This is a genomic window from Bordetella genomosp. 13, from assembly GCF_007679965.1.
Lineage (GTDB): Bacteria > Pseudomonadota > Gammaproteobacteria > Burkholderiales > Burkholderiaceae_B > Bordetella.
Genome location: NZ_VEHL01000009.1, coordinates 212,041 through 230,532 on the forward strand (window position 1 = coordinate 212,041; position 18,492 = coordinate 230,532).

Annotated in this window: 15 protein-coding genes; 13 read left to right on the plus strand and 2 right to left on the minus strand. The window is 67.9% G+C overall.

All coding sequences use genetic code 11. From position 1 onward, the window contains the following. Positions 1-3 precede the first annotated feature (3 nt). From serC to FS845_RS21080, 8 genes are all read left to right on the plus strand, one after another. Positions 4-1,134, plus strand: a complete 1,131-nt coding sequence (gene serC / locus FS845_RS21045; RefSeq protein ID WP_144638973.1) for a 3-phosphoserine/phosphohydroxythreonine transaminase — start codon at positions 4-6, stop codon at positions 1,132-1,134. Next, the gene (gene pheA, locus FS845_RS21050; RefSeq protein ID WP_144638976.1) at positions 1,127-2,215 is read left to right on the plus strand and encodes a prephenate dehydratase; all 1,089 of its coding nucleotides are present in this window, start codon (positions 1,127-1,129) and stop codon (positions 2,213-2,215) included. The genes serC and pheA overlap by 8 nt, the downstream gene beginning before the upstream one ends. A gap of 10 nt (positions 2,216-2,225) precedes the next feature. Next, positions 2,226-3,350 carry a histidinol-phosphate transaminase gene (gene hisC / locus FS845_RS21055; RefSeq protein WP_144638978.1) on the plus strand — a complete coding sequence of 375 codons (1,125 nt, stop codon included), beginning with the start codon at positions 2,226-2,228 and terminating at the stop codon, positions 3,348-3,350. Then, the gene (locus FS845_RS21060; RefSeq protein ID WP_144638980.1) at positions 3,347-4,219 is read left to right on the plus strand and encodes a prephenate dehydrogenase; all 873 of its coding nucleotides are present in this window, start codon (positions 3,347-3,349) and stop codon (positions 4,217-4,219) included. Before hisC ends, FS845_RS21060 begins: the two co-directional genes overlap by 4 nt. 90 nt (positions 4,220-4,309) lie before the next feature. Continuing rightward, positions 4,310-5,632: a 3-phosphoshikimate 1-carboxyvinyltransferase gene (gene aroA, locus FS845_RS21065; RefSeq protein ID WP_144638984.1), complete on the plus strand. Its 1,323-nt coding sequence runs from the start codon at positions 4,310-4,312 to the stop codon at positions 5,630-5,632. A gap of 17 nt (positions 5,633-5,649) precedes the next feature. Next, positions 5,650-6,354, plus strand: coding sequence for a (d)CMP kinase (cmk, locus tag FS845_RS21070; RefSeq protein ID WP_144638987.1), 705 nt, complete (start codon positions 5,650-5,652; stop codon positions 6,352-6,354). 179 nt (positions 6,355-6,533) lie between these two features. Continuing rightward, positions 6,534-8,246 (plus strand): 30S ribosomal protein S1, encoded by a 1,713-nt coding sequence (gene rpsA, locus FS845_RS21075; RefSeq protein WP_144638989.1) that lies wholly within the window; start codon positions 6,534-6,536, stop codon positions 8,244-8,246. 3 nt (positions 8,247-8,249) lie between these two features. Continuing rightward, positions 8,250-8,615 carry an integration host factor subunit beta gene (locus FS845_RS21080; RefSeq protein ID WP_144638992.1) on the plus strand — a complete coding sequence of 122 codons (366 nt, stop codon included), beginning with the start codon at positions 8,250-8,252 and terminating at the stop codon, positions 8,613-8,615. 74 nt (positions 8,616-8,689) lie between these two features. Here FS845_RS21080 and FS845_RS21085 read toward each other — a convergent pair whose 3' ends face one another. Together FS845_RS21085 and FS845_RS21090 are read right to left on the minus strand one after the other, a co-directional pair. Next, positions 8,690-11,632: an HD domain-containing phosphohydrolase gene (locus tag FS845_RS21085; RefSeq protein ID WP_144638994.1), complete on the minus strand. Its 2,943-nt coding sequence runs from the start codon at positions 11,630-11,632 to the stop codon at positions 8,690-8,692. Positions 11,633-11,909: 277 nt separating this feature from the next. Continuing rightward, a complete protein-coding gene (locus tag FS845_RS21090) occupies positions 11,910-12,995 on the minus strand; it encodes a tartrate dehydrogenase (protein ID WP_144638996.1) in 1,086 nt (361 codons plus the stop codon). Positions 12,996-13,150: 155 nt separating this feature from the next. On the opposite strand from FS845_RS21090, the gene FS845_RS21095 reads away from it, so the two are divergent. The 5 genes from FS845_RS21095 to FS845_RS21115 all read left to right on the plus strand — a co-directional run bounded on the left by FS845_RS21095 (position 13,151) and on the right by FS845_RS21115 (position 18,455). Continuing rightward, positions 13,151-13,477 (plus strand): lipopolysaccharide assembly LapA domain-containing protein, encoded by a 327-nt coding sequence (locus tag FS845_RS21095; protein WP_144639006.1) that lies wholly within the window; start codon positions 13,151-13,153, stop codon positions 13,475-13,477. 30 nt (positions 13,478-13,507) lie between these two features. Next, positions 13,508-14,728: a lipopolysaccharide assembly protein LapB gene (lapB, locus tag FS845_RS21100; protein ID WP_144639007.1), complete on the plus strand. Its 1,221-nt coding sequence runs from the start codon at positions 13,508-13,510 to the stop codon at positions 14,726-14,728. Next, positions 14,725-15,669 (plus strand): D-glycero-beta-D-manno-heptose-7-phosphate kinase, encoded by a 945-nt coding sequence (gene rfaE1, locus FS845_RS21105; RefSeq protein WP_144639009.1) that lies wholly within the window; start codon positions 14,725-14,727, stop codon positions 15,667-15,669. Before lapB ends, rfaE1 begins: the two co-directional genes overlap by 4 nt. Further along, positions 15,666-16,661, plus strand: a complete 996-nt coding sequence (gene rfaD, locus FS845_RS21110; RefSeq protein ID WP_144639011.1) for an ADP-glyceromanno-heptose 6-epimerase — start codon at positions 15,666-15,668, stop codon at positions 16,659-16,661. Before rfaE1 ends, rfaD begins: the two co-directional genes overlap by 4 nt. A gap of 222 nt (positions 16,662-16,883) precedes the next feature. Next, entirely contained in the window at positions 16,884-18,455 is a 1,572-nt protein-coding gene (locus tag FS845_RS21115; RefSeq protein WP_144639013.1) for an ABC transporter substrate-binding protein, read from the plus strand. Positions 18,456-18,492 lie beyond the last annotated feature (37 nt).

Sequence of the window (18,492 nt, forward strand, 5' to 3'; positions counted from 1 at the left end):
CGCATGGCGCGTCCCTGGAATTTCTCGGCCGGTCCGTCGGCCCTGCCCGAAGCGGTGCTGCGGCAGGCCGCGGCCGAAATGCTCGACTGGCGCGGCAGCGGCATGTCGGTCATGGAAATGAGCCATCGCGGCAAGCACTTCGTGCAGATCTGCGACGAGGCCGAAAACGACCTGCGCGAGCTGCTGGGCCTGCCCGCCGACTACGCCATCATGTTCATGCAGGGCGGCGGGCTGGGCGAGAACGCCATCGTGCCGATGAACCTGATGGGGCGCCGCGCCTCGCCTTCGGCCGATTTCGTGCTCACCGGCCACTGGTCGGTGCGCTCGCACAAGGAAGCGGGCCGCTATGGTGACGCGCAAGTCGCGGCCACCAGCGGCGCGGCCGCCGAGATCGACGGCGCGCAGCAGGCCGCCTTCACGTGGTCGCCGCCCGCCGACACCTGGAACATCCGCAAGGACGCCGCCTACCTGCACCTGTGCAGCAATGAAACCATCGGCGGCGTCGAGACCGTGGACTGGCCCGACATGGCCGCGCTGGGCGCGCCCGACGTGCCGCTGGTGGTCGACGCCTCGTCGCACTTCCTGTCGCGCAAGCTCGACATCGAGCGCGCCGGCCTGGTGTTCGCGGGCGCGCAGAAGAACGTCGGCCCGGCCGGCGCCACCGTGGTCATCGCGCGCCGCGACCTGCTGGGCCATGCGCTGTCCATCTGCCCGTCGGCGTTCGACTACGCCAACGTGGCCGCCGAGCACTCGCGCTACAACACGCCGCCGGCCTACGCCATCTACGTGGCCGGCCTGGTGTTCAAGTGGATCAAGGAGCAGGGCGGCGTCGACGGCATCGAGGCCGCCAACGCGGCCAAGGCCGAGTTGCTGTACGGTTACCTGGACAGCTCCTCGTTCTACCGCAACCCGGTGCACGCGCCGGTGCGGTCGCGCATGAACGTGCCGTTCGTGCTGCGCGACGACTCGCTCAACGACGCCTTCCTGAAAGGTGCCGACGCGGCGGGCCTGACGCAATTGAAGGGCCACAAGAGCGTGGGCGGCATGCGCGCCTCCATCTACAACGCCATGCCGCTGGCGGGTGTGCAGGCCCTGGTCCAGTACCTGAAGGAGTTCGAACGCACCCATGGATGACACCGCGCTGCAAGCCGCGCTGCGCCCGCTGCGCGAACGCATCGATTCCATCGATGCGCAGATCCTGAACCTGCTGTGCGAACGGGCCCGCACGGCCCAGGCCGTGGGCGAGGCCAAGCATGCCGTGCAGGCCGACGGCGCGGTGCTGCGCCCCGAGCGCGAAGCCGCCGTCATCCGCACGCTGCAGCAGAACAATCCCGGGCCGTTCCCCAACGCGGGCGTGGCGGCCGTCTGGACCGAGATCATGTCGGCCTGCCGCGGCCTGGAGCGCGGCATGACCGTGGCCTACCTGGGCCCGCAGGGCTCGTTCTCCGAGCAGGCGGCGCTGGATCATTTCGGCCATTCGGTGCAGCGCCTGCCGTGCGCCTCGTTCGACGAGGTCTTCCGCGCCGTCGAGGCAGGGCAGGCCGACGTGGGCATGGTGCCGGTCGAGAACTCCACCGAAGGCGCGGTCAACCGCAGCCTGGACCTGCTGCTGGGGTCGCCGCTGCAGATCCTGGGCGAGCGTTCGCTGGTCATCCGCCACTGCCTGATGAGCAAGAGCGGCAGCATGGACGGCATCAAGGCCATCTCGGCGCACCCGCAGGCGCTGGCCCAGTGCCAGGGCTGGCTGACGCGCAACTATCCCGAACTGGAACGCGTGGCCGCGGCCAGCAACTCCGAGGCCGCGCGCGTGGCCGCGGAAGATCCGTCGGTGGCCGCCATCGCCGGCGAAGTCGCCGCGCCCGCCTGGGGCCTGGCGGTGGTCGCCTCGGGCATCCAGGACGATGCGCAGAACCGCACGCGCTTCCTGGCCATCGGCACGCTCAAGCCCGGCCCCAGCGGGCGCGACAAGACCAGCCTGATCCTGGCCGTGCCCAACCGCGCGGGCGCCGTGTACGAGATGCTGTCGCCCCTGGCCGCCAGCGGCGTGTCCATGACGCGCTTCGAGTCGCGGCCGGCGCGCACCGGCCAATGGGAGTACTACTTCTACATCGACCTGCTGGGCCACCGCGACGACGCGAACGTGGCGCAGGCCCTGGCGGCGCTGCAGGCGCAGGTCGCCTTCTTCAAGCTGCTGGGCTCGTACCCGGCCCAATAGGCTACGCACCATGAGCAACGACAAGACCTTCGCCGCGCCCGCCCACATCAACGCGATCGCGCCGTACCAGGCCGGCAAGCCCATCGACGAGCTGGCCCGCGAGTTCGGGCTGGACCCGGCCGGCATCGTCAAGCTGGCCTCCAACGAGAACCCGCTGGGCATGCCCGCCTCGGCGCGCGCGGCCATCGCGGCCGCCGCCGAGGCGCTGGCGCGCTACCCGGATCCCAACGGCTTCGACCTGAAGACGGCGCTGTCCAAGCGCTATGGCGTGCCCATGGACTGGATCACGCTGGGCAACGGCTCCAACGACATCCTCGAGATCGCCGCGCTGGCGCTGCTGTCGCCCGGCACGTCGTCGGTCTACGCGCAGCATGCCTTCGTCGTCTACAAGCTGGCCACGCAGGCGCGCGGCGCGCGCCACGTCATGGTGCCGGCGCGCGACTACGGCCATGACCTGGACGCCATGTTCGCGGCCATCGCCGACGACACGCGCCTGCTGTTCATCGCCAACCCCAATAATCCCACCGGCACCTTCATCGGCGGGCCGCAGCTGCAGGCCTTCCTCGAGCGCGTGCGCGATGCCCATGGCGACCGCGTCACCGTGGTGCTGGACGAGGCCTACAACGAATACCTCGATCCGGAGCTGCGCTTCGACAGCACCGAACTGGTCCGCCAGTTCCCCAACCTGATCGTGTCGCGCACGTTCTCCAAGGCCTATGGCCTGGCCGGCCTGCGCGTGGGCTTCGCGCTGGCGCAGCCGCGCCTGACCGACCTGCTGAACCGCGTGCGGCAGCCGTTCAACGTCAACACGCTGGCCCAGGCCGCCGCCGTCGCGGCGCTGGGCGACGCGGCGTACCTCGAGCAGGCCTACACGGGCAACAAGGCCGGCAAGGCGCAGCTGTGCCAGGCCTTCGACCGGCTGGGCCTGAAGTACGTGCCCAGCTATGGCAACTTCGTGCTGGTGCACGTGGGCGACGCGCCCCGCATCAACCTGGAACTGCTCAAGCGTGGCGTGATCGTGCGCCCGGTGGCCGGCGACGGCCTGCCCGAATGGCTGCGCGTCACCATCGGCCTGCCGCACGAGAACACGCGCTTCATCGAGGCGCTCGAGCAGGTCCTGTCGGCCGGCAAATGAGCGACGCCGCACCCGTATTGGCCATCGTCGGCGTCGGCCTGATCGGCGGTTCGTTCGCCGCCGCGCTGCGCCGGGCGGGCAGGGTGGGGCAGGTGCTGGGCGTGGGGCGCAATCCGCAATCGCTGCAGCGCGCCGTCGAACTGGGCCTCATCGATCAGGCGGTCGATGCCGAACAGGCCGCGCAGCGCGCCGACCTGGTCATGCTGGCCACGCCCGTGGGCAGCCTGGGCCCGGTATTGGCGCGCATGCGCCCGCACTTGCGGCCGGGCATCGTGCTCACCGACGGCGGCAGCACCAAGGCGGAAGTGGTCGAGGCCGCGCGCGCCGCGCTGGGCGAACACATTTCGTGCTTCGTGCCGGGCCACCCCATCGCGGGCGCCGAGCGCACCGGGCCCGAGGCGGCCGATGCCGCGCTCTACCAGGGCCGCACCGTGGTGCTGACGCCACTGCCCGAGAACCCACCCGAGGCCGTGGCCGCCGTGCGCGCCGCGTGGCAGGACTGCGGCGCGTCGGTCATCGACATGGATGCCGACGCCCACGACCGCGTGCTGGCCTCGATCAGCCACCTGCCGCATCTGCTGTCGTCCGTGTACATGGCGCAGGTGGCGTCGGCAGACGACGCCACGCAACGCCTGGCGCTGGCCGGCAGCGGTTTTCGCGATTTCACCCGCATCGCGGCCGGATCCGCCGAGATGTGGCGCGACATCTTCCTGTCCAACCAACCTGCGCTGCTGTCCGAGCTGGCGGCCTTGCGCGCCGTGCTGGACCAGGCCGAGCGGTCCCTGCGCGACGGCGATGGCCCCGCCCTGTACGCCATGCTCGAGCACGCGGCCCAGGCGCGCCGCAGCTGGCGCAAGGACCCGCAATGAGCCCGCCGGGCCGCCCCAAGGGCGAATACCGGAGTGCGCAGCACGAAGGTACACCCGCCAACGCGCACCGCGACAATCCAGAGACCTTCCATGACTGAAGCCGATCATCTCGACCTGCCCCATGCCGTCCTGGCGCGCGGCGAGGTGGCCCTGCCGGGTTCCAAGAGCATCTCCAACCGCGTGCTGCTGCTGGCGGCGCTGGCCGAAGGCGCCACCGAGATCACCGGCCTGCTGGATTCCGACGACACGCGCGTCATGCTGGCCGCGCTGCGGCAACTGGGCGTGCGCGTGGACGACCAGGGCGCCGGCCGCGTCACGGTACAGGGCGCCATGCGCTTTCCCACGCGCCAGGCCGACCTGTTCCTGGGCAACGCGGGCACCGCTTTCCGCCCGCTGACCGCCGCGCTGGCGCTGATGGGCGGCGACTACCGCCTGTCGGGCGTGCCGCGCATGCACGAGCGGCCCATCGGCGACCTGGTCGACGCCTTGCGCGGCCTGGGCGCCGACATCGATTATCTCGGCCAGGACGGCTACCCGCCGCTGCACGTCAAGCCGGGCGCGCCGCGCGCCGACGCGCCCGTGCGCGTGCAGGGCAACGTGTCCAGCCAGTTTCTGACGGCGCTGCTGCTGGCTGCGCCGCTGCTGGCGCGCGCCGCGGGGCGCGAGGTGGCCATCGAGGTCATCGGCGAACTCATCTCCAAGCCCTACATCGAGATCACGCTGAACCTGATGGCGCGCTACGGCGTGGCCGTCCAGCGCGATGGTTGGCAGCGCTTCACGGTGCCGGCGCAGGCGGCGTACCGCAGCCCGGGCCGCATCGCGGTCGAGGGCGACGCGTCCACGGCCTCGTACTTCCTGGCGCTGGGCGCCATCGGCGGCGGTCCGCTGCGCGTCACCGGTGTCGACGCGGACAGCATTCAGGGCGACGTGGCTTTCGCCGAGACGCTGCGCGCCATGGGCGTCACGATCGAATCCGGCGACGGCTGGCTTTCAGCCACTGGCGTGCGGGTCGCCCAGGGCGAACGCCTGCGCGCCTTCGACGCGGATTTCAACCTGATTCCCGATGCCGCCATGACCGCCGCTGCGCTGGCCCTGTACGCCGACGGGCCGTGCCTGTTGCGCAACATCGGCAGTTGGCGCGTCAAGGAAACCGACCGCATCCACGCCATGCATACAGAGCTGGCCAAGCTGGGCGCGCGGGTGGAATCCGGTCCGGACTGGTTGCGGATCACGCCGCCCCAGCCAGGCCAATGGCGCGACGCGCACATCGGCACCTGGGACGACCACCGGATGGCGATGTGCTTCTCGCTGGCCGCCTTCGGGCCCGCCGCGGTGCGTATTCTGGACCCGGGCTGCGTCAGCAAGACGTTCCCCGGCTATTTCGACGTCTACGCGAGCCTGGTCAGCTCCTGAATCCAAGAGGGATACGCATGCATCCATCCCCTGTGGCGCCCGCCGACGGCGCCGTCCCGGTCATCGCCATCGATGGCCCCACCGCCTCGGGCAAGGGCACCATCGCCCACCGCGTGGCCGACGCGCTGGGCTGGACGGTGCTGGACAGCGGCGCGCTGTACCGCCTGACCGCCCTGGTCGCGATCAACCGCAACATCTCCTCCGATGACGCCGCCACGCTTGCCGAGGCGGCCCGCACGCTGGACGTGCGCTTCGAGGGGCCGTCCATCCTGCTGGAGGGCGTCGAGGTCGCGGACGCGATCCGCCAGGAGCAGGTGGGCAACCTGGCCTCGCGCATCGCCGGCTATCCCGCCCTGCGCGAGGCGCTGCTGGACCGCCAGCGGGCCTTCCGCCAGGCGCCCGGCCTGGTGGCCGACGGCCGCGACATGGGCACGGTGGTCTTTCCGGACGCCCCGCTGAAGATATTTCTGGTGGCCGACGTCGAGGCCAGGGCGCGGAGGCGGTGTAAGCAGTTGATCGACAAGGGAAATCCGGCTAATATTGACGACCTGCTATCCACCGTGCTGGAAGATTTGCGCGCACGCGATGCGCGCGACTCGCAGCGCGCCGCGGCGCCGCTGGTCGCAGCGGCCGATGCCCACGAGCTCGATTCGTCGAATCTCACGATCGAGCAGACGGTGCAGGCGGTGCTGGATCATTGGCACCGGCAGGCAGGGAAGTAGGCTGCACCGATTTTTTCGCTGTATTTTTTGCTGTAGGCCCTGGCGGCCAAGCGCGCATCCCCACGGGACCACCCCGCAAGCATGCGTGATGCCGACAGGTTTCTTTCACTCCGCTGAGGCGGGCAATCCGCCCTGGCGTGTATTCAAACCGGCCATTTTGGCCATGGACGCATAACCTAATGTCTTCCGTTTCCACTTCCGACTTTGGCGGCGAAAGCTTTGCCGCCCTCTTCGCCGAGAGCCTCAAGAACCAGGACATGAAGTCCGGTGAGGTCATCAGCGCTGAAGTCGTTCGCATCGATCACAACTTCGTGGTCGTCAACGCCGGCCTGAAGTCCGAGGCGCTGGTTCCCCTGGAAGAGTTCCTGAACGACCAAGGCGAACTCGAAGTCCAGCCCGGCGACTACGTCTCCGTGGCCATCGACTCGCTGGAAAACGGCTACGGCGACACGATCCTGTCGCGTGACCGCGCCAAGCGCCTGTCGGCCTGGCTGCAGCTGGAAACCGCGCTCGAGAACGGCGAGCTGGTCACCGGCACCATCACCGGCAAGGTCAAGGGCGGCCTGACCGTCATGACCAACGGCATCCGCGCGTTCCTGCCGGGCTCGCTGGTCGACCTGCGCCCCGTCAAGGACACGACGCCGTACGAAGGCAAGACCCTGGAATTCAAGGTCATCAAGCTGGACCGCAAGCGCAACAACGTCGTGCTGTCGCGCCGCCAGGTGCTGGAAGCCAGCATGGGCGAAGAGCGCCAGAAGCTGCTCGAAACCCTGCACGAAGGTGCGGTGGTCAAGGGCGTGGTCAAGAACATCACCGACTACGGCGCGTTCGTCGACCTGGGCGGCATCGATGGCCTGCTGCACATCACCGACATGGCATGGCGCCGCGTGCGTCACCCGTCCGAGGTCCTGCAGGTGGGTCAGGAAGTCGAAGCCAAGGTCCTCAAGTTCGACCAGGAAAAGAGCCGCGTCTCGCTGGGCGTCAAGCAGCTGGGCGAAGATCCGTGGGTGGGCCTGGCTCGCCGCTACCCGCAAGGCACCCGTCTGTTCGGCAAGGTCACCAACCTGACCGACTACGGCGCGTTCGTGGAAGTCGAAGCCGGCATCGAAGGCCTGGTGCACGTCTCCGAAATGGACTGGACCAACAAGAACGTCGATCCGCGCAAGGTCGTCACCCTGGGCGAAGAAGTCGAAGTCATGGTCCTGGAGATCGACGAAGACCGTCGCCGTATCTCGCTGGGCATGAAGCAGTGCCGCCAGAACCCGTGGGAAGAGTTCGCCACCAACTTCAAGCGTGGTGACAAGGTCCGCGGCGCCATCAAGTCGATCACCGACTTCGGCGTGTTCGTCGGCCTGCCCGGCGGCATCGATGGCCTGGTTCACCTGTCCGACCTGTCGTGGACGGAAACCGGCGAAGAAGCCGTGCGCAACTTCAAGAAGGGCGACGAGCTCGAAGCCGTGGTCCTGGGCATCGACACCGACAAGGAACGCATCTCGCTGGGCATCAAGCAGCTGGAAGGCGACCCCTTCAACAACTTCGTCGCCACCTATGACAAGGGCGCCGTCGTTCCTGGCACGATCAAGTCGGTCGAAGCCAAGGGCGCCGTCATCACCCTGTCGGTCGACGTCGAAGGCTACCTGCGCGCCTCGGAAATCTCCGCTGGCCGCGTCGAAGACGCCACCACCGTGCTGAAGGCCGGCGAGAACGTCGAAGCCATGATCATCAACATCGACCGCAAGGCGCGTTCGATCCAGCTGTCGATCAAGGCTCGCGACAACGCCGAAACGGCCGAGACCATCCAGCGCATGTCGGATGCCAGCGCCTCGTCGGGCACCACCAACCTGGGCGCCCTGCTGAAGGCCAAGCTGGACCAACAGCGCAACGACGGTTGATAAGTGACCAAGTCGGAGCTGATCGCCGCGCTGGCGGCCCGCTACCCTCAGCTGGCCGCCCGCGACACCGACTACGCCGTCAAGACCATGCTTGACGCAATGACCCAGGCCCTGGCCTCGGGTCAACGCATCGAGATCCGTGGTTTCGGCAGCTTTTCGTTGTCGCAACGGTCTCCCAGGATCGGGCGCAACCCGAAGTCGGGCGAACAAGTGCTGGTGCCTGGTAAGCAGGTGCCGCACTTCAAGGCCGGCAAGGAACTGCGCGAACGCGTGGACCTGGTTGCCAGCGAGCGGGACGGCGCGGCCTCGTCGAGTACGGCGGATTCCGATCCGCAGGCCTCGACGATGGACATGCATGCGATGCACTGACTGAAACACTGACTGACGAAAGCAATGCCCGAAGCCCTCCGAAAGGAGGGCTTCTTGTTTTTGCGGGCTTGCGCTCAGCCCGCCGGCTTCGCGTCGGCCAGGTACGCGGCCACGTCCACATGGTCGATCTGCTGCGGCGCCAGGTAGGTTTCCGCATAGCGCTGGAACACACCCGTGCTCAGGAACAGCTTGAACAGGTCGCCGTCGATGTGTCCGCGGTTGCGAAAGCCCGCCAGGATCTGCACCGCCTCGGAAAGCGGCTTGGCCTTCTTGTAGGGACGGTCCGACGAGGTCAGGGCCTCGAAGATGTCGGCGATGGCCATGATGCGCGCGGGGATGGAGAGCTGTTCGCCGCGCAGGCGGCGCGGATAGCCCGTGCCCGCCAGCGTCTCGTGGTGCGTGCCGGCGTATTCGGGCACGCGCTGCAGATTGGGCGGCAGGGGCAACTGGTCCAGCATCACGATGGTCTGGATGATGTGCTCGTTGATCTTGAAGCGCTCTTCGGGCGTGAGCGTGCCGCGTTCGATGGCCAGGTTGTGCAGTTCGCCGAAGTCGTACAGGTTGCGCGGCACGTCCATGCGGAAGCCGTAGCGCTCGTCGTAGCGGTGGCGGTCCGTGCGCGGCACGACGTGCTCGGGCCGGTCGGCCAGCAGGGGCTCGCGCACGGGCAGCGCGGGCACCGGCACGGCGGCCAGGCGGTCCTGCTCGGCGTACGACAGGCCGATGCGGTCGTCGAAATAGCGTAGCCAGGTGCGCTCGCCGATCTGGCGCAGGCGTTCGGCCGTGCCCGCCGGCATGCCTTCGCCGCCGATGTTGCACTGGGCGACGAACGCGTAGTCCTCGTGCAGCCGCGCGCGCTGGGCTTCGTAGCCGCGTTGCGCGTCGCCGGGGTCGGCGCCCGACAGCAGCGCTTGCAGCCGCTGGATCTCGGCGTCGCGCAGCAGCACCTCGAAACGCGTGCGGATCTCGTGGATGCGGTTGTAGATGGTCTCCAGCTTGGTGGCCTTGTCCACCACGTGCTCGGGCGTGGTGACCTTGCCGCAATCGTGCAGCCAGGTGCCGATGCGGAATTCGCGCCATTCTTCCTCGGTCTCGAAGCGGAAGCCGGCCAGCGGGCCGCTCTTCACCTTGCAGGCCTCTTCGGCCAGCATGCGCGCCAGTTCGGGCACGCGCGCGCAATGCGCGCCGGTGTAGGCGCTCTTGGCGTCGATGGCGCCCGCGATCAGCTGCAGCATCGAGTCCATCAGTTCGCGCTGCGCCGCCATCAGGTCCAGGTTCTCCAGGGCGATGCCGGCCTGCGCCGCCAGGGTCTGGGCATAGCGCAGCGTGTCGGCGTCGAAGCCCGCGCCCTGGCGCTGGCCGTGATCCGACAGCACCAGCACGCCCAGCGGCTTGTCGCCGCGCGCCAGTACGGGCACGGCCAGCAGCGCGCGGGGCTCGCCGCCCGGCAGCAGGCGCTGCACGCCCAGGTCGAACTCGTGCACCGAGGTGTCCAGCCGCAGCGGCCGCTTGTGCGCCAGGGCCCACACGCAAGGATCCAGCGGTGTGTCCTGCGCCGACACGTGCAGGGCGGGCGTCGGCCAGTCGTGGTTGTCTTCGTAGGCGTGCGCGGCCAGTTGCAGCGTGTCCTGGCGCGTGCACAGCCAGAACTGGCCGGCGCGCGCGTGGGCCAGCTGGCAAGCGCTTTCCAGAATCTGGCGCAGCACGGTGTCGCGGCTGCGCCGCGAGGCCAGCTGCATGCCGCTGTCCAGCAGGCCTTGCAGATTGACGCGCGCGTCGTCGAGCTCTTCGGTGCGCTGCCGGATGGCGGTCTTCATGGTGTGCTGGGCCGCGCCCAGCAGGTCGATCTCGCGAAAGACCGAGTGCACCGTACGCTCGCCGCTGAAATCCAGGCGCTGGATGCGTTCGGCATCGGTGGCCAACTGCTCCAGCGCGCCCGAGATGCGCCGCGCCACCACGTAGGTCAGCGGCAGGAACAGCGCCAGGACGGCCAGTCCGAACACCAGCAGGCCATTGCGGGCGTTGTCCACCGAGCCGGTATAGAGGCTCATCGGCGCGAAGGCGACCACGTGGACCGACGCGCGCGGCGTGACCGCCACGGAACGGCTGGCATAGGCCAGGTCGGCCTCGCCCACCGTGATGATCCGCGTGCCGTTCTGGCGCAATAGCTGCGCCGCCTGCACGAACAGCGGATTGGCCGAGCGCGAGGCCAGTTGCAGCGTGTCCACCATCGGCGCATTGAAGCTGCGGCTGGCGTGCGCGGCCAGCACGCGGCCGCGGTCGTCCGCGATCAGCACGCCGCCGTCGCGGCCCTCCAGCGATTCCGAGGCGAAGCTTTCCAGGTCGCCCAGGGTGACGTCGGCGCCGAACACGCCGCTGCCTTCGCGCAGCGCGCGCGACAGCGTCAGGCCCAGTCCCTGCAACGAATCGAATACATACGGATCGGTGATGTGCACGCCCGGCGCGGCCAGGGCGCTGTCGTACCAGGGCCGCGAGCTGGGCACGTAGGTGGCCGTGTTGGACAGCGTGCCCAGCTCTTTCTCGTTGGGCGCCAGGAAGCGATAGGTTTCGGTGTGCGTGGCGGGATCGATCAGTCGGATGGCATAGAACGTGCCCGCTGGCGCGTGTATGCGGTCGGCGATGCGAGGGTCGCCACGCACGCCGATCACCTGCAGGAACGAGCCGTCGCCGAAGCCGTAATACAGGCTGTAGATGCGCGGATGCGCGCGCAGCGAGGCCATCAGCGCGGGCACCAGCGCGGTCTGATTGATCGCGCCGCCCACCTGCACCTGCTGCGGCAGCAATATCGACTGCGCGTCGACCACGCCGACGGCATTGGACAGCGCCGCCTGCAGCTGGTCGGCATTGCGCTGGGCGATCAGCGAGAACACCGTGCTGGCGCCGTCCTCGGACAGGCTGCGCAGCCTGGACATGGAAAACACGATCATGGCCGTCGTCAATGCCAGCACGAACGCGCCCAGCAGCAGGGTGGGCAGCAGGTGAAAGCGGACTTTCATGAGATGAGTTCCTGCGCGAGGACGCCGCGGCCGATCCGTGCTGATGCCTCACGCGATCGTAGACGATAGTGCGGCAATTAGACACTGTTGGTTACAGTGCGAAGAAATCGCGAGGAGAATGCGAAGGAATTACTCGGCGCTGCCGAAATGCACCAGGGCGGTGCGTAGCCGAGAGGTTCCGCCCGGGCCGGGCGGGCGCGGGCGGACCCAGGGGCGGCATACGGCACGCAGGTCGATGCCGCCGGGCCTGGCGCGTGGCCAGGCCGGCTCACGAGGATCAGGCCGTCTCGAGCGCGCGCGCGATGGCCTTGCCGGCCTCGCTGGTCGAGGCCTTGCCGCCCAGGTCGGCCGTCACGTCGCCGTCCACCAGCGTCTTCTCGATGGCGCGCAGGATGGCGTCGTGCGCCTCGCGGTACTTGCCCTGGCCATGGCCCAGGAAATCCAGCATCATCGCGCCCGACCAGATCATGCCGATCGGATTGGCGACGTTCTTGCCGTAGATGTCCGGCGCCGAGCCGTGCACGGGCTCGAACAGCGAGGGGAACTTGCGCTCGGGGTTCAGGTTCGCGGACGGGGCGATGCCGATGGTGCCGGTGCAGGCCGGGCCCAGGTCGGACAGGATGTCTCCGAACAGGTTGGACGCCACCACCACGTCGAAGCGCTCCGGGCTCAGCACGAAGCGCGCGGCCAGGATGTCGACGTGGTACTTGTCCCAGCGCACGTCGGGGTACTGCTTCGCCATGGCCTCGACGCGCTCGTCCCAGTAGGGCATGCTGATCGAGATGCCGTTGGACTTGGTGGCCGAGGTCAGGTGCTTCTTGGGGCGGCTTTGCGCCAGGTCGAAGGCGTACTTGAGGATGCGGTCTGTGCCGCGCCGCGTGAAGATCGACTCCTGCACCACGAATTCCTGGTCGGTACCCTCGAACATGCGGCCGCCCACCGATGAATACTCGCCTTCGGTGTTCTCGCGCACCACGTAGAAATCGATGTCGCCGGGCTTGCGGCCGGCCAGCGGCGAGGGCACGCCGGGCATCAGGCGCACGGGGCGCAGGTTCACGTACTCGTCGAACTGGCGGCGGAATTTCAGCAACGAGCCCCACAGCGACACGTGGTCGGGCACCGTGTCGGGCCAGCCCACCGCGCCGAAGAACAGCGCCTCGCAGTCCTTCAACCGGTCGTACCAGTCCGGCGGCATCATGTCGCCGTGCTTGGCGTAGTAGTCGCAACTGGCCCAGTCGATGTGCTCGAGTTCCAGTTCGATGCCGAAGCGCCTGGCCGCGACTTCAAGCGCGCGCACGCCTTCGGGCATGACTTCCTTGCCGATGCCGTCTCCGGGAATGACTGCGATTCTGTGTTTTTTCAAGGCAACCTCTGGTGATGATGCGAACAGGAAGGGGATGCGGGAAAAATGGGACGCGGATCCCATGCCGCGCAGCGGTCCATCATAAACTCACCCGCCCGGGCAGCGCGCGCCGGCTTGCGCTTACAATCTATGTCTCGAATTTCTAGGAGCACGCGATGCGCTATCTCGTCTGGGCCCTGCGGCTGCTGGTCTTTGTTGCGGTGCTGATGTTCGCCCTGAAGAACACGGAGCCCGTGGCCGTCAAGTTCTACGCCGACTACGTCGTGCAGAACGTGCCGCTTATCGTGGTCATGCTGGCCACTTTCGTCGTCGGCGCGCTGTTCGGACTGCTGCTGGCGGTGCCGGCCGTCATGCGCCGCCGCCGCGAGGCCACGCGCCTGCGCCGCGAGGTCGAGCGCCTGCAGGCCCAGGTCAACGGCGGTCCGGCGCCCGCGCCGGCGGCCGTGGCGCCCGAGTCCGTTGCGCCCATGTCGCCGCTGTAAGCACCCCGATTTTCCGCACGAGTCCGAACCGTGGATTTTGAACCCTGGTGGTTGATTTTCCTGCCCTTGCTGTTCGCATTGGGCTGGCTGGCGGCGCGTTTCGACTTCAGGCAGATGCTGCGCGAAACCCGCACGCTGCCCGATTCGTACTTCCGCGGCCTGAATTTCCTGCTGAACGAAGAGCCCGACCGGGCCATCGATGCCTTCGTCGAGGTGGCCAAGCTCGACCCTGAGACCACAGAGCTGCACTTCGCGCTGGGCAGCCTGTTCCGCCGCCGCGGCGAGATGGAGCGCGCCATCCGCGTGCACCAGAGCCTGCTGAACCGCTCCGACCTGCCGGTGGTCGAACGCGACCATGCCCAGCACGAGCTGGCGCAGGACTTCCTGAAGGCCGGCATGCTGGACCGCGCCGAGAACGCCTTCGGCCAGTTGAAGGACACGCGCTACGCGCTGCCGGCGCTGCGCTCCTTGATCCGCATCTACGAGTCCGAGCACGACTGGGGCCGCGCCATCGAGGCCGTGAAGAACCTGCAGGGCCTGGCCGACGAGCCTGTCCCGCAGATGGTGCACTACCACTGCGAACTGGCCCAGACGGCCCTGGCCGCCAAGCCGCCCGCCCTGGAAGCCGCGCATTCGGCATTGGATGCCGCGGACAACGCCGCGCGCTCGGCCGAGCGCGCCGGCCACGCGGCCAAGGGCGGCCGCGTGCGCATCGCCATGCTGCGTGCCAAGCTGGCCGCGTTCGAGAACGACGCCAAGGCCGAGCGCCTGTACCTGGGCTCCGTGCTGACCGAGGCTCCCGAATACGCCGGCCTGGTGGCCGAATCGCTGCTGGCCAACTATCGCAATGCCGGCCAGCCGGCCGAGGGCCTGGAGGTCCTGCGCCGCCAGTACGAGCGCCATGCCTCGCTGGACCTGTTCAACGTGGTGTTCCGCGAACTGCGCGTGCAGCAGGGCGGCGGGCCCGCCTGGACCTTCGCCCGCGAGGCCCTGCGCCACCATCCCTCGCTGCTGGGCCTGGACCGCCTGCTCGAAGCCGAGCTGGCCACCCCGGCCGACGCGCCCAAGGATGCCGCCGTGCCTGGCGGCGACCTGGGCCTGTTGCGCAGCCTGATCCACAAGCACACGCAGCGCCTGGACCGCTATTCCTGCCGGTCCTGCGGCTTCCAGCCGCGCCGCTTCTATTGGCAATGCCCCGGCTGCAACGCCTGGGAAACCTACGCGCCGCGCCGCCTGGAAGAACTCCAATGAGCCTGCAATTCCCCACCGCCGCCATCAGCCGCTGCCGCGTGCTGGTCGTGGGCGACGTCATGCTGGACCGCTACTGGTTCGGTGAAGTCGACCGCATCTCGCCCGAGGCCCCCGTGCCGGTGGTGCGCGTCGCGCGCCGCGAGGACCGCCTGGGCGGCGCCGCCAACGTGGCCCGCAACATCGCGGCCCTGGGCGCGCAGGTCACGCTGGTGGGCGTGGTCGGCGCCGACGAGGCGGGCGACCGAATCGCGCGCATGGCGGCCGATGCCGGCGTCGAGGCCGACCTGGTCCGCGATGCCGAACACCCCACCACGTTGAAGATGCGCGTGCTGGGCCGCCAGCAGCAGCTGCTGCGCATCGACTTCGAGCAGCATCCCGCCGACGCGGCGCTGGATGGCATCGACGCCGCGCTGGCGCGCCACGTGGCGCGCCATGACATCATCGTGCTGTCCGACTACGCCAAGGGCGCGCTGGACCGCGTGGCCGCGCTGATCGCCGCCGCCCGCGCGGCAGGCGTGCCGGTGCTGGTCGATCCCAAGGGTGACGACTATGCCCGCTATCGCGGCGCGACCCTCGTCACCCCCAACCGTTCCGAGATGCAGCAGGCCGTGGGCCGCTGGAACTCCGAATCCGAACTGACCGAGCGCGCCCAGCGGCTGCGCGCCGACCTGCAACTGGATGCCCTGCTGGTGACGCGCTCCGAGCAGGGCATGACCCTGTTCAACGAGGCCGGCCGCGAACACGTCGACGCCCAGGCGCACGAAGTGTTCGACGTCTCCGGCGCGGGCGACACCGTGCTGGCCACGCTGGCCGTGATGCGCGCCGCCGGCCTGCCGTGGCTGGACGCCATGCGCTGGGCCAACCGCGCCGGCGGCATTGTCGTCGGCAAGCTGGGCACCTCCATCGTTACTGCCGAGGAACTGGCAGGAGAACCGACATGATCATCGTCACCGGCGCCGCCGGCTTCATCGGCAGCAACATCGTGCGCGGGCTCAACCGCCGCGGCATCCACGACATCATCGCCGTCGATGACCTGACCGAAGGCGACAAATTCCGCAACCTGGTCGATTGCGGCATCGCGGATTATCTCGACAAGGACGACTTCCGGGCGCGCGTGCAAAGCGGATCGCTGCCGGAGATCCAGGCCGTCTTCCACCAGGGCGCCTGCTCGGACACCACCGAGCGCAACGGCCGCTACATGCTGGACAACAACTACCGCGTCACGCTGGAACTGTTCGAGTTCTGCCAGGCGCGCAAGGTGCCGTTCATCTATGCGTCGTCCGCCGCCGTGTACGGCGGTTCGTCGGTGTACGTGGAAGACCCCGACAACGAAGGCCCGCTGAACGTCTACGGCTATTCCAAGCTGCTGTTCGACCAGGTGCTGCGCCGGCGCATGCAGGCAGGCCTGGCCTCGCAGGTGGTGGGCCTGCGCTACTTCAACGTGTATGGCCCGCACGAGCAGCACAAGGGCCGCATGGCCTCGGTGGCCTTCCACAACATGAACCAGTTCCTGGCCGAAGGCCACGTGCGCCTGTTCGCGGGCTGGGACGGCTATGTGGACGGCGGCCAGAGCCGGGATTTCATCTCGGTGGAGGACGTGGTCGCGGTCAACCTGCATTTTCTCGATCACCCCGAGCAGTCGGGCGTGTTCAATTGCGGCACGGGCCGCGCGCAGCCGTTCAACGACGTGGCGGCGGCGGTGGTGAATACGCTGCGGGCGGAGCAGGGCGATGCGGAGCTGCCGCTGGAAGAGCTGGTGAAGGCCGGGTTCATCCGGTATATCGCGTTCCCGGATGATTTGAAGGGGCGGTATCAGAGCTATACCCAGGCAGATGTGACGAAGCTGCGCGGGGCGGGGTTTGTGGCGGCGATGCGGGATGTGAAGACCGGGGTGGGGGAGTATGTGAAGTACTGGCGGAATAAAACAGCCTGACGGGCTTGCCCCGCCGAATCCGGATAATCCAGGGGCGCTTCCGCGGAAGCGCCCTGTTTATTTATGGCGTGCCTCCAGCGACGCATTCGATATATGGATATGCGGGCATCTCTCTGCCATACCCTGCCGTCCCCCTTTATCGGCACAAACCCCTAATTGACGACGGTTTGGCGCGTAGGCAATATCTGCAACCATTATTCAGATATATGTCAGGAGTCGCTCATGCGCCGCACTTTAATTGCCATCGCGATCGCCGCCGCCGTAACGCTACCCGCGATCGGCCATGCCAAGACTTTCCGCTGGGCCTCCCAAGGCGATATCCTTACGATGGATCCGCACTCGCAGAACGAGGGCATGACCATCGCGGCCAACAGCTACGTATACGAGCCCCTGGTCGATTACGACGCGTCGTTCAAGGTGATTCCCCGCCTGGCCACGTCGTGGGAGCAGGTCTCGCCCACGCTGTACCGCTTCACACTGCGCCAGGGCGTGAAATTCCACGATGGCGCCGCTTTCACGGCCGACGACGTGGTGTTCTCCGTGCAGCGCGCCATGGCACCGACGTCGAACTACAAGGCCTATACCACCGGCATCAAAGAAGCGCGCAGGATCGACGACCACACGGTGGAGATCGAGACTAGCGCGCCCAATCCCGTGCTGCTGCGCCAGTTGCCCAACGTGTTCATCATGAACAAGGCCTGGTCCGAGAAGCACAATGTCACCAAGCCGCAGGACTTCGTCAACAAGGAAGAAACCTACGCGGCGCGCAACACCAACGGCACCGGCCCGTACATGTTGAAGTCGCGCGAGGTCGACGTGCGCACGGTGTTCGTCGAGCACGCCGGCTGGTGGAACAAGAAGGACAAGAAGGGCAACGCGACGGAAGTCATCTTCACGCCGATCAAGCAGAACGCCACGCGCACCGCGGCGCTGCTGTCGGGCGAGATCGATTTCGTGCTGGATCCGGCCGCGCAGGATCTGGAGCGCCTGCGCCGAGAAGCCAAGGTAGTGGAAGGCAACGAGTACCGCACCATCTATATCGGCTTCGACCAGAAGCGCCCCGAATTGCTGTATTCCAGCATCAAGGGCAAGAACCCCTTCACCGACGTGCGCGTGCGCGAGGCCCTGTACCGCGCCATCGACGTCGAGGCGATCAAGCGCGCCGTGATGCGCGGGCTTTCGGCGCCCACGGGCACGATGATCGCGCCGCAGGTGCATGGCTGGACGGAATCGCTGCACAAGCGCGCGCCCTACGACATCGAGAAGTCGCGCGCGCTGCTGAAAGAGGCCGGCTACGACGGCACTCTCAGCTTCACGCTGGACTGTCCCAACAACCGCTACATCAACGACGAGGCCATCTGCCAGGCCGTGGTGGGCATGTGGGCCAAGGTGGGCGTGAAGGCTTCGCTGAACGCCATGCCGCGCGCCACGTATTTCCCCAAGGTGCAGAACCGCGACACCAGCGTGTTCCTGTTCGGCTGGGGCGTGCCCACGTTCGACGCCATGTACACGTTGCAGAACCTGATCCGCACCAAGGGCGAGGGTGCGGACGGCATGTACAACTTGGGCGACTACAGCAACAAGGAAGTCGATGCCATCATCGACCGCGTGAAGACCGAGACCGACACGGCCAAGCGCGATGCCGACATCCACAAGGTGCTGGAGATCCACGCCAAGGAGTTCGGCCACATCCCGCTGCATGACCAGGTGATTCCGTGGGCCATGCGCAAGAACGTCAGCGTGGTGCACCGCGCCGACAACCGCCTGGTCGCCGACTGGGTGAAGATCGACTGACCGCGTTTCGCTCCCATCTCCGCAACGGCGCCTTCCG

Bases quoted from the DNA above. Each gene is read 5' to 3' on its own strand.
- serC (WP_144638973.1), top strand. From the start codon at position 4: ATGGCGCGTCCCTGGAATTTCTCGGCCGGTCCGTCGGCCCTGCCCGAA.
- pheA (WP_144638976.1), top strand. From the start codon at position 1,127: ATGGATGACACCGCGCTGCAAGCCGCGCTGCGCCCGCTGCGCGAACGC.
- hisC (WP_144638978.1), top strand. From the start codon at position 2,226: ATGAGCAACGACAAGACCTTCGCCGCGCCCGCCCACATCAACGCGATC.
- FS845_RS21060 (WP_144638980.1), top strand. From the start codon at position 3,347: ATGAGCGACGCCGCACCCGTATTGGCCATCGTCGGCGTCGGCCTGATC.
- aroA (WP_144638984.1), top strand. From the start codon at position 4,310: ATGACTGAAGCCGATCATCTCGACCTGCCCCATGCCGTCCTGGCGCGC.
- cmk (WP_144638987.1), top strand. From the start codon at position 5,650: ATGCATCCATCCCCTGTGGCGCCCGCCGACGGCGCCGTCCCGGTCATC.
- rpsA (WP_144638989.1), top strand. From the start codon at position 6,534: ATGTCTTCCGTTTCCACTTCCGACTTTGGCGGCGAAAGCTTTGCCGCC.
- FS845_RS21085 (WP_144638994.1), bottom strand. From the start codon at position 11,632: ATGAAAGTCCGCTTTCACCTGCTGCCCACCCTGCTGCTGGGCGCGTTC.
- FS845_RS21095 (WP_144639006.1), top strand. From the start codon at position 13,151: ATGCGCTATCTCGTCTGGGCCCTGCGGCTGCTGGTCTTTGTTGCGGTG.
- rfaE1 (WP_144639009.1), top strand. From the start codon at position 14,725: ATGAGCCTGCAATTCCCCACCGCCGCCATCAGCCGCTGCCGCGTGCTG.
- rfaD (WP_144639011.1), top strand. From the start codon at position 15,666: ATGATCATCGTCACCGGCGCCGCCGGCTTCATCGGCAGCAACATCGTG.
- FS845_RS21115 (WP_144639013.1), top strand. From the start codon at position 16,884: ATGCGCCGCACTTTAATTGCCATCGCGATCGCCGCCGCCGTAACGCTA.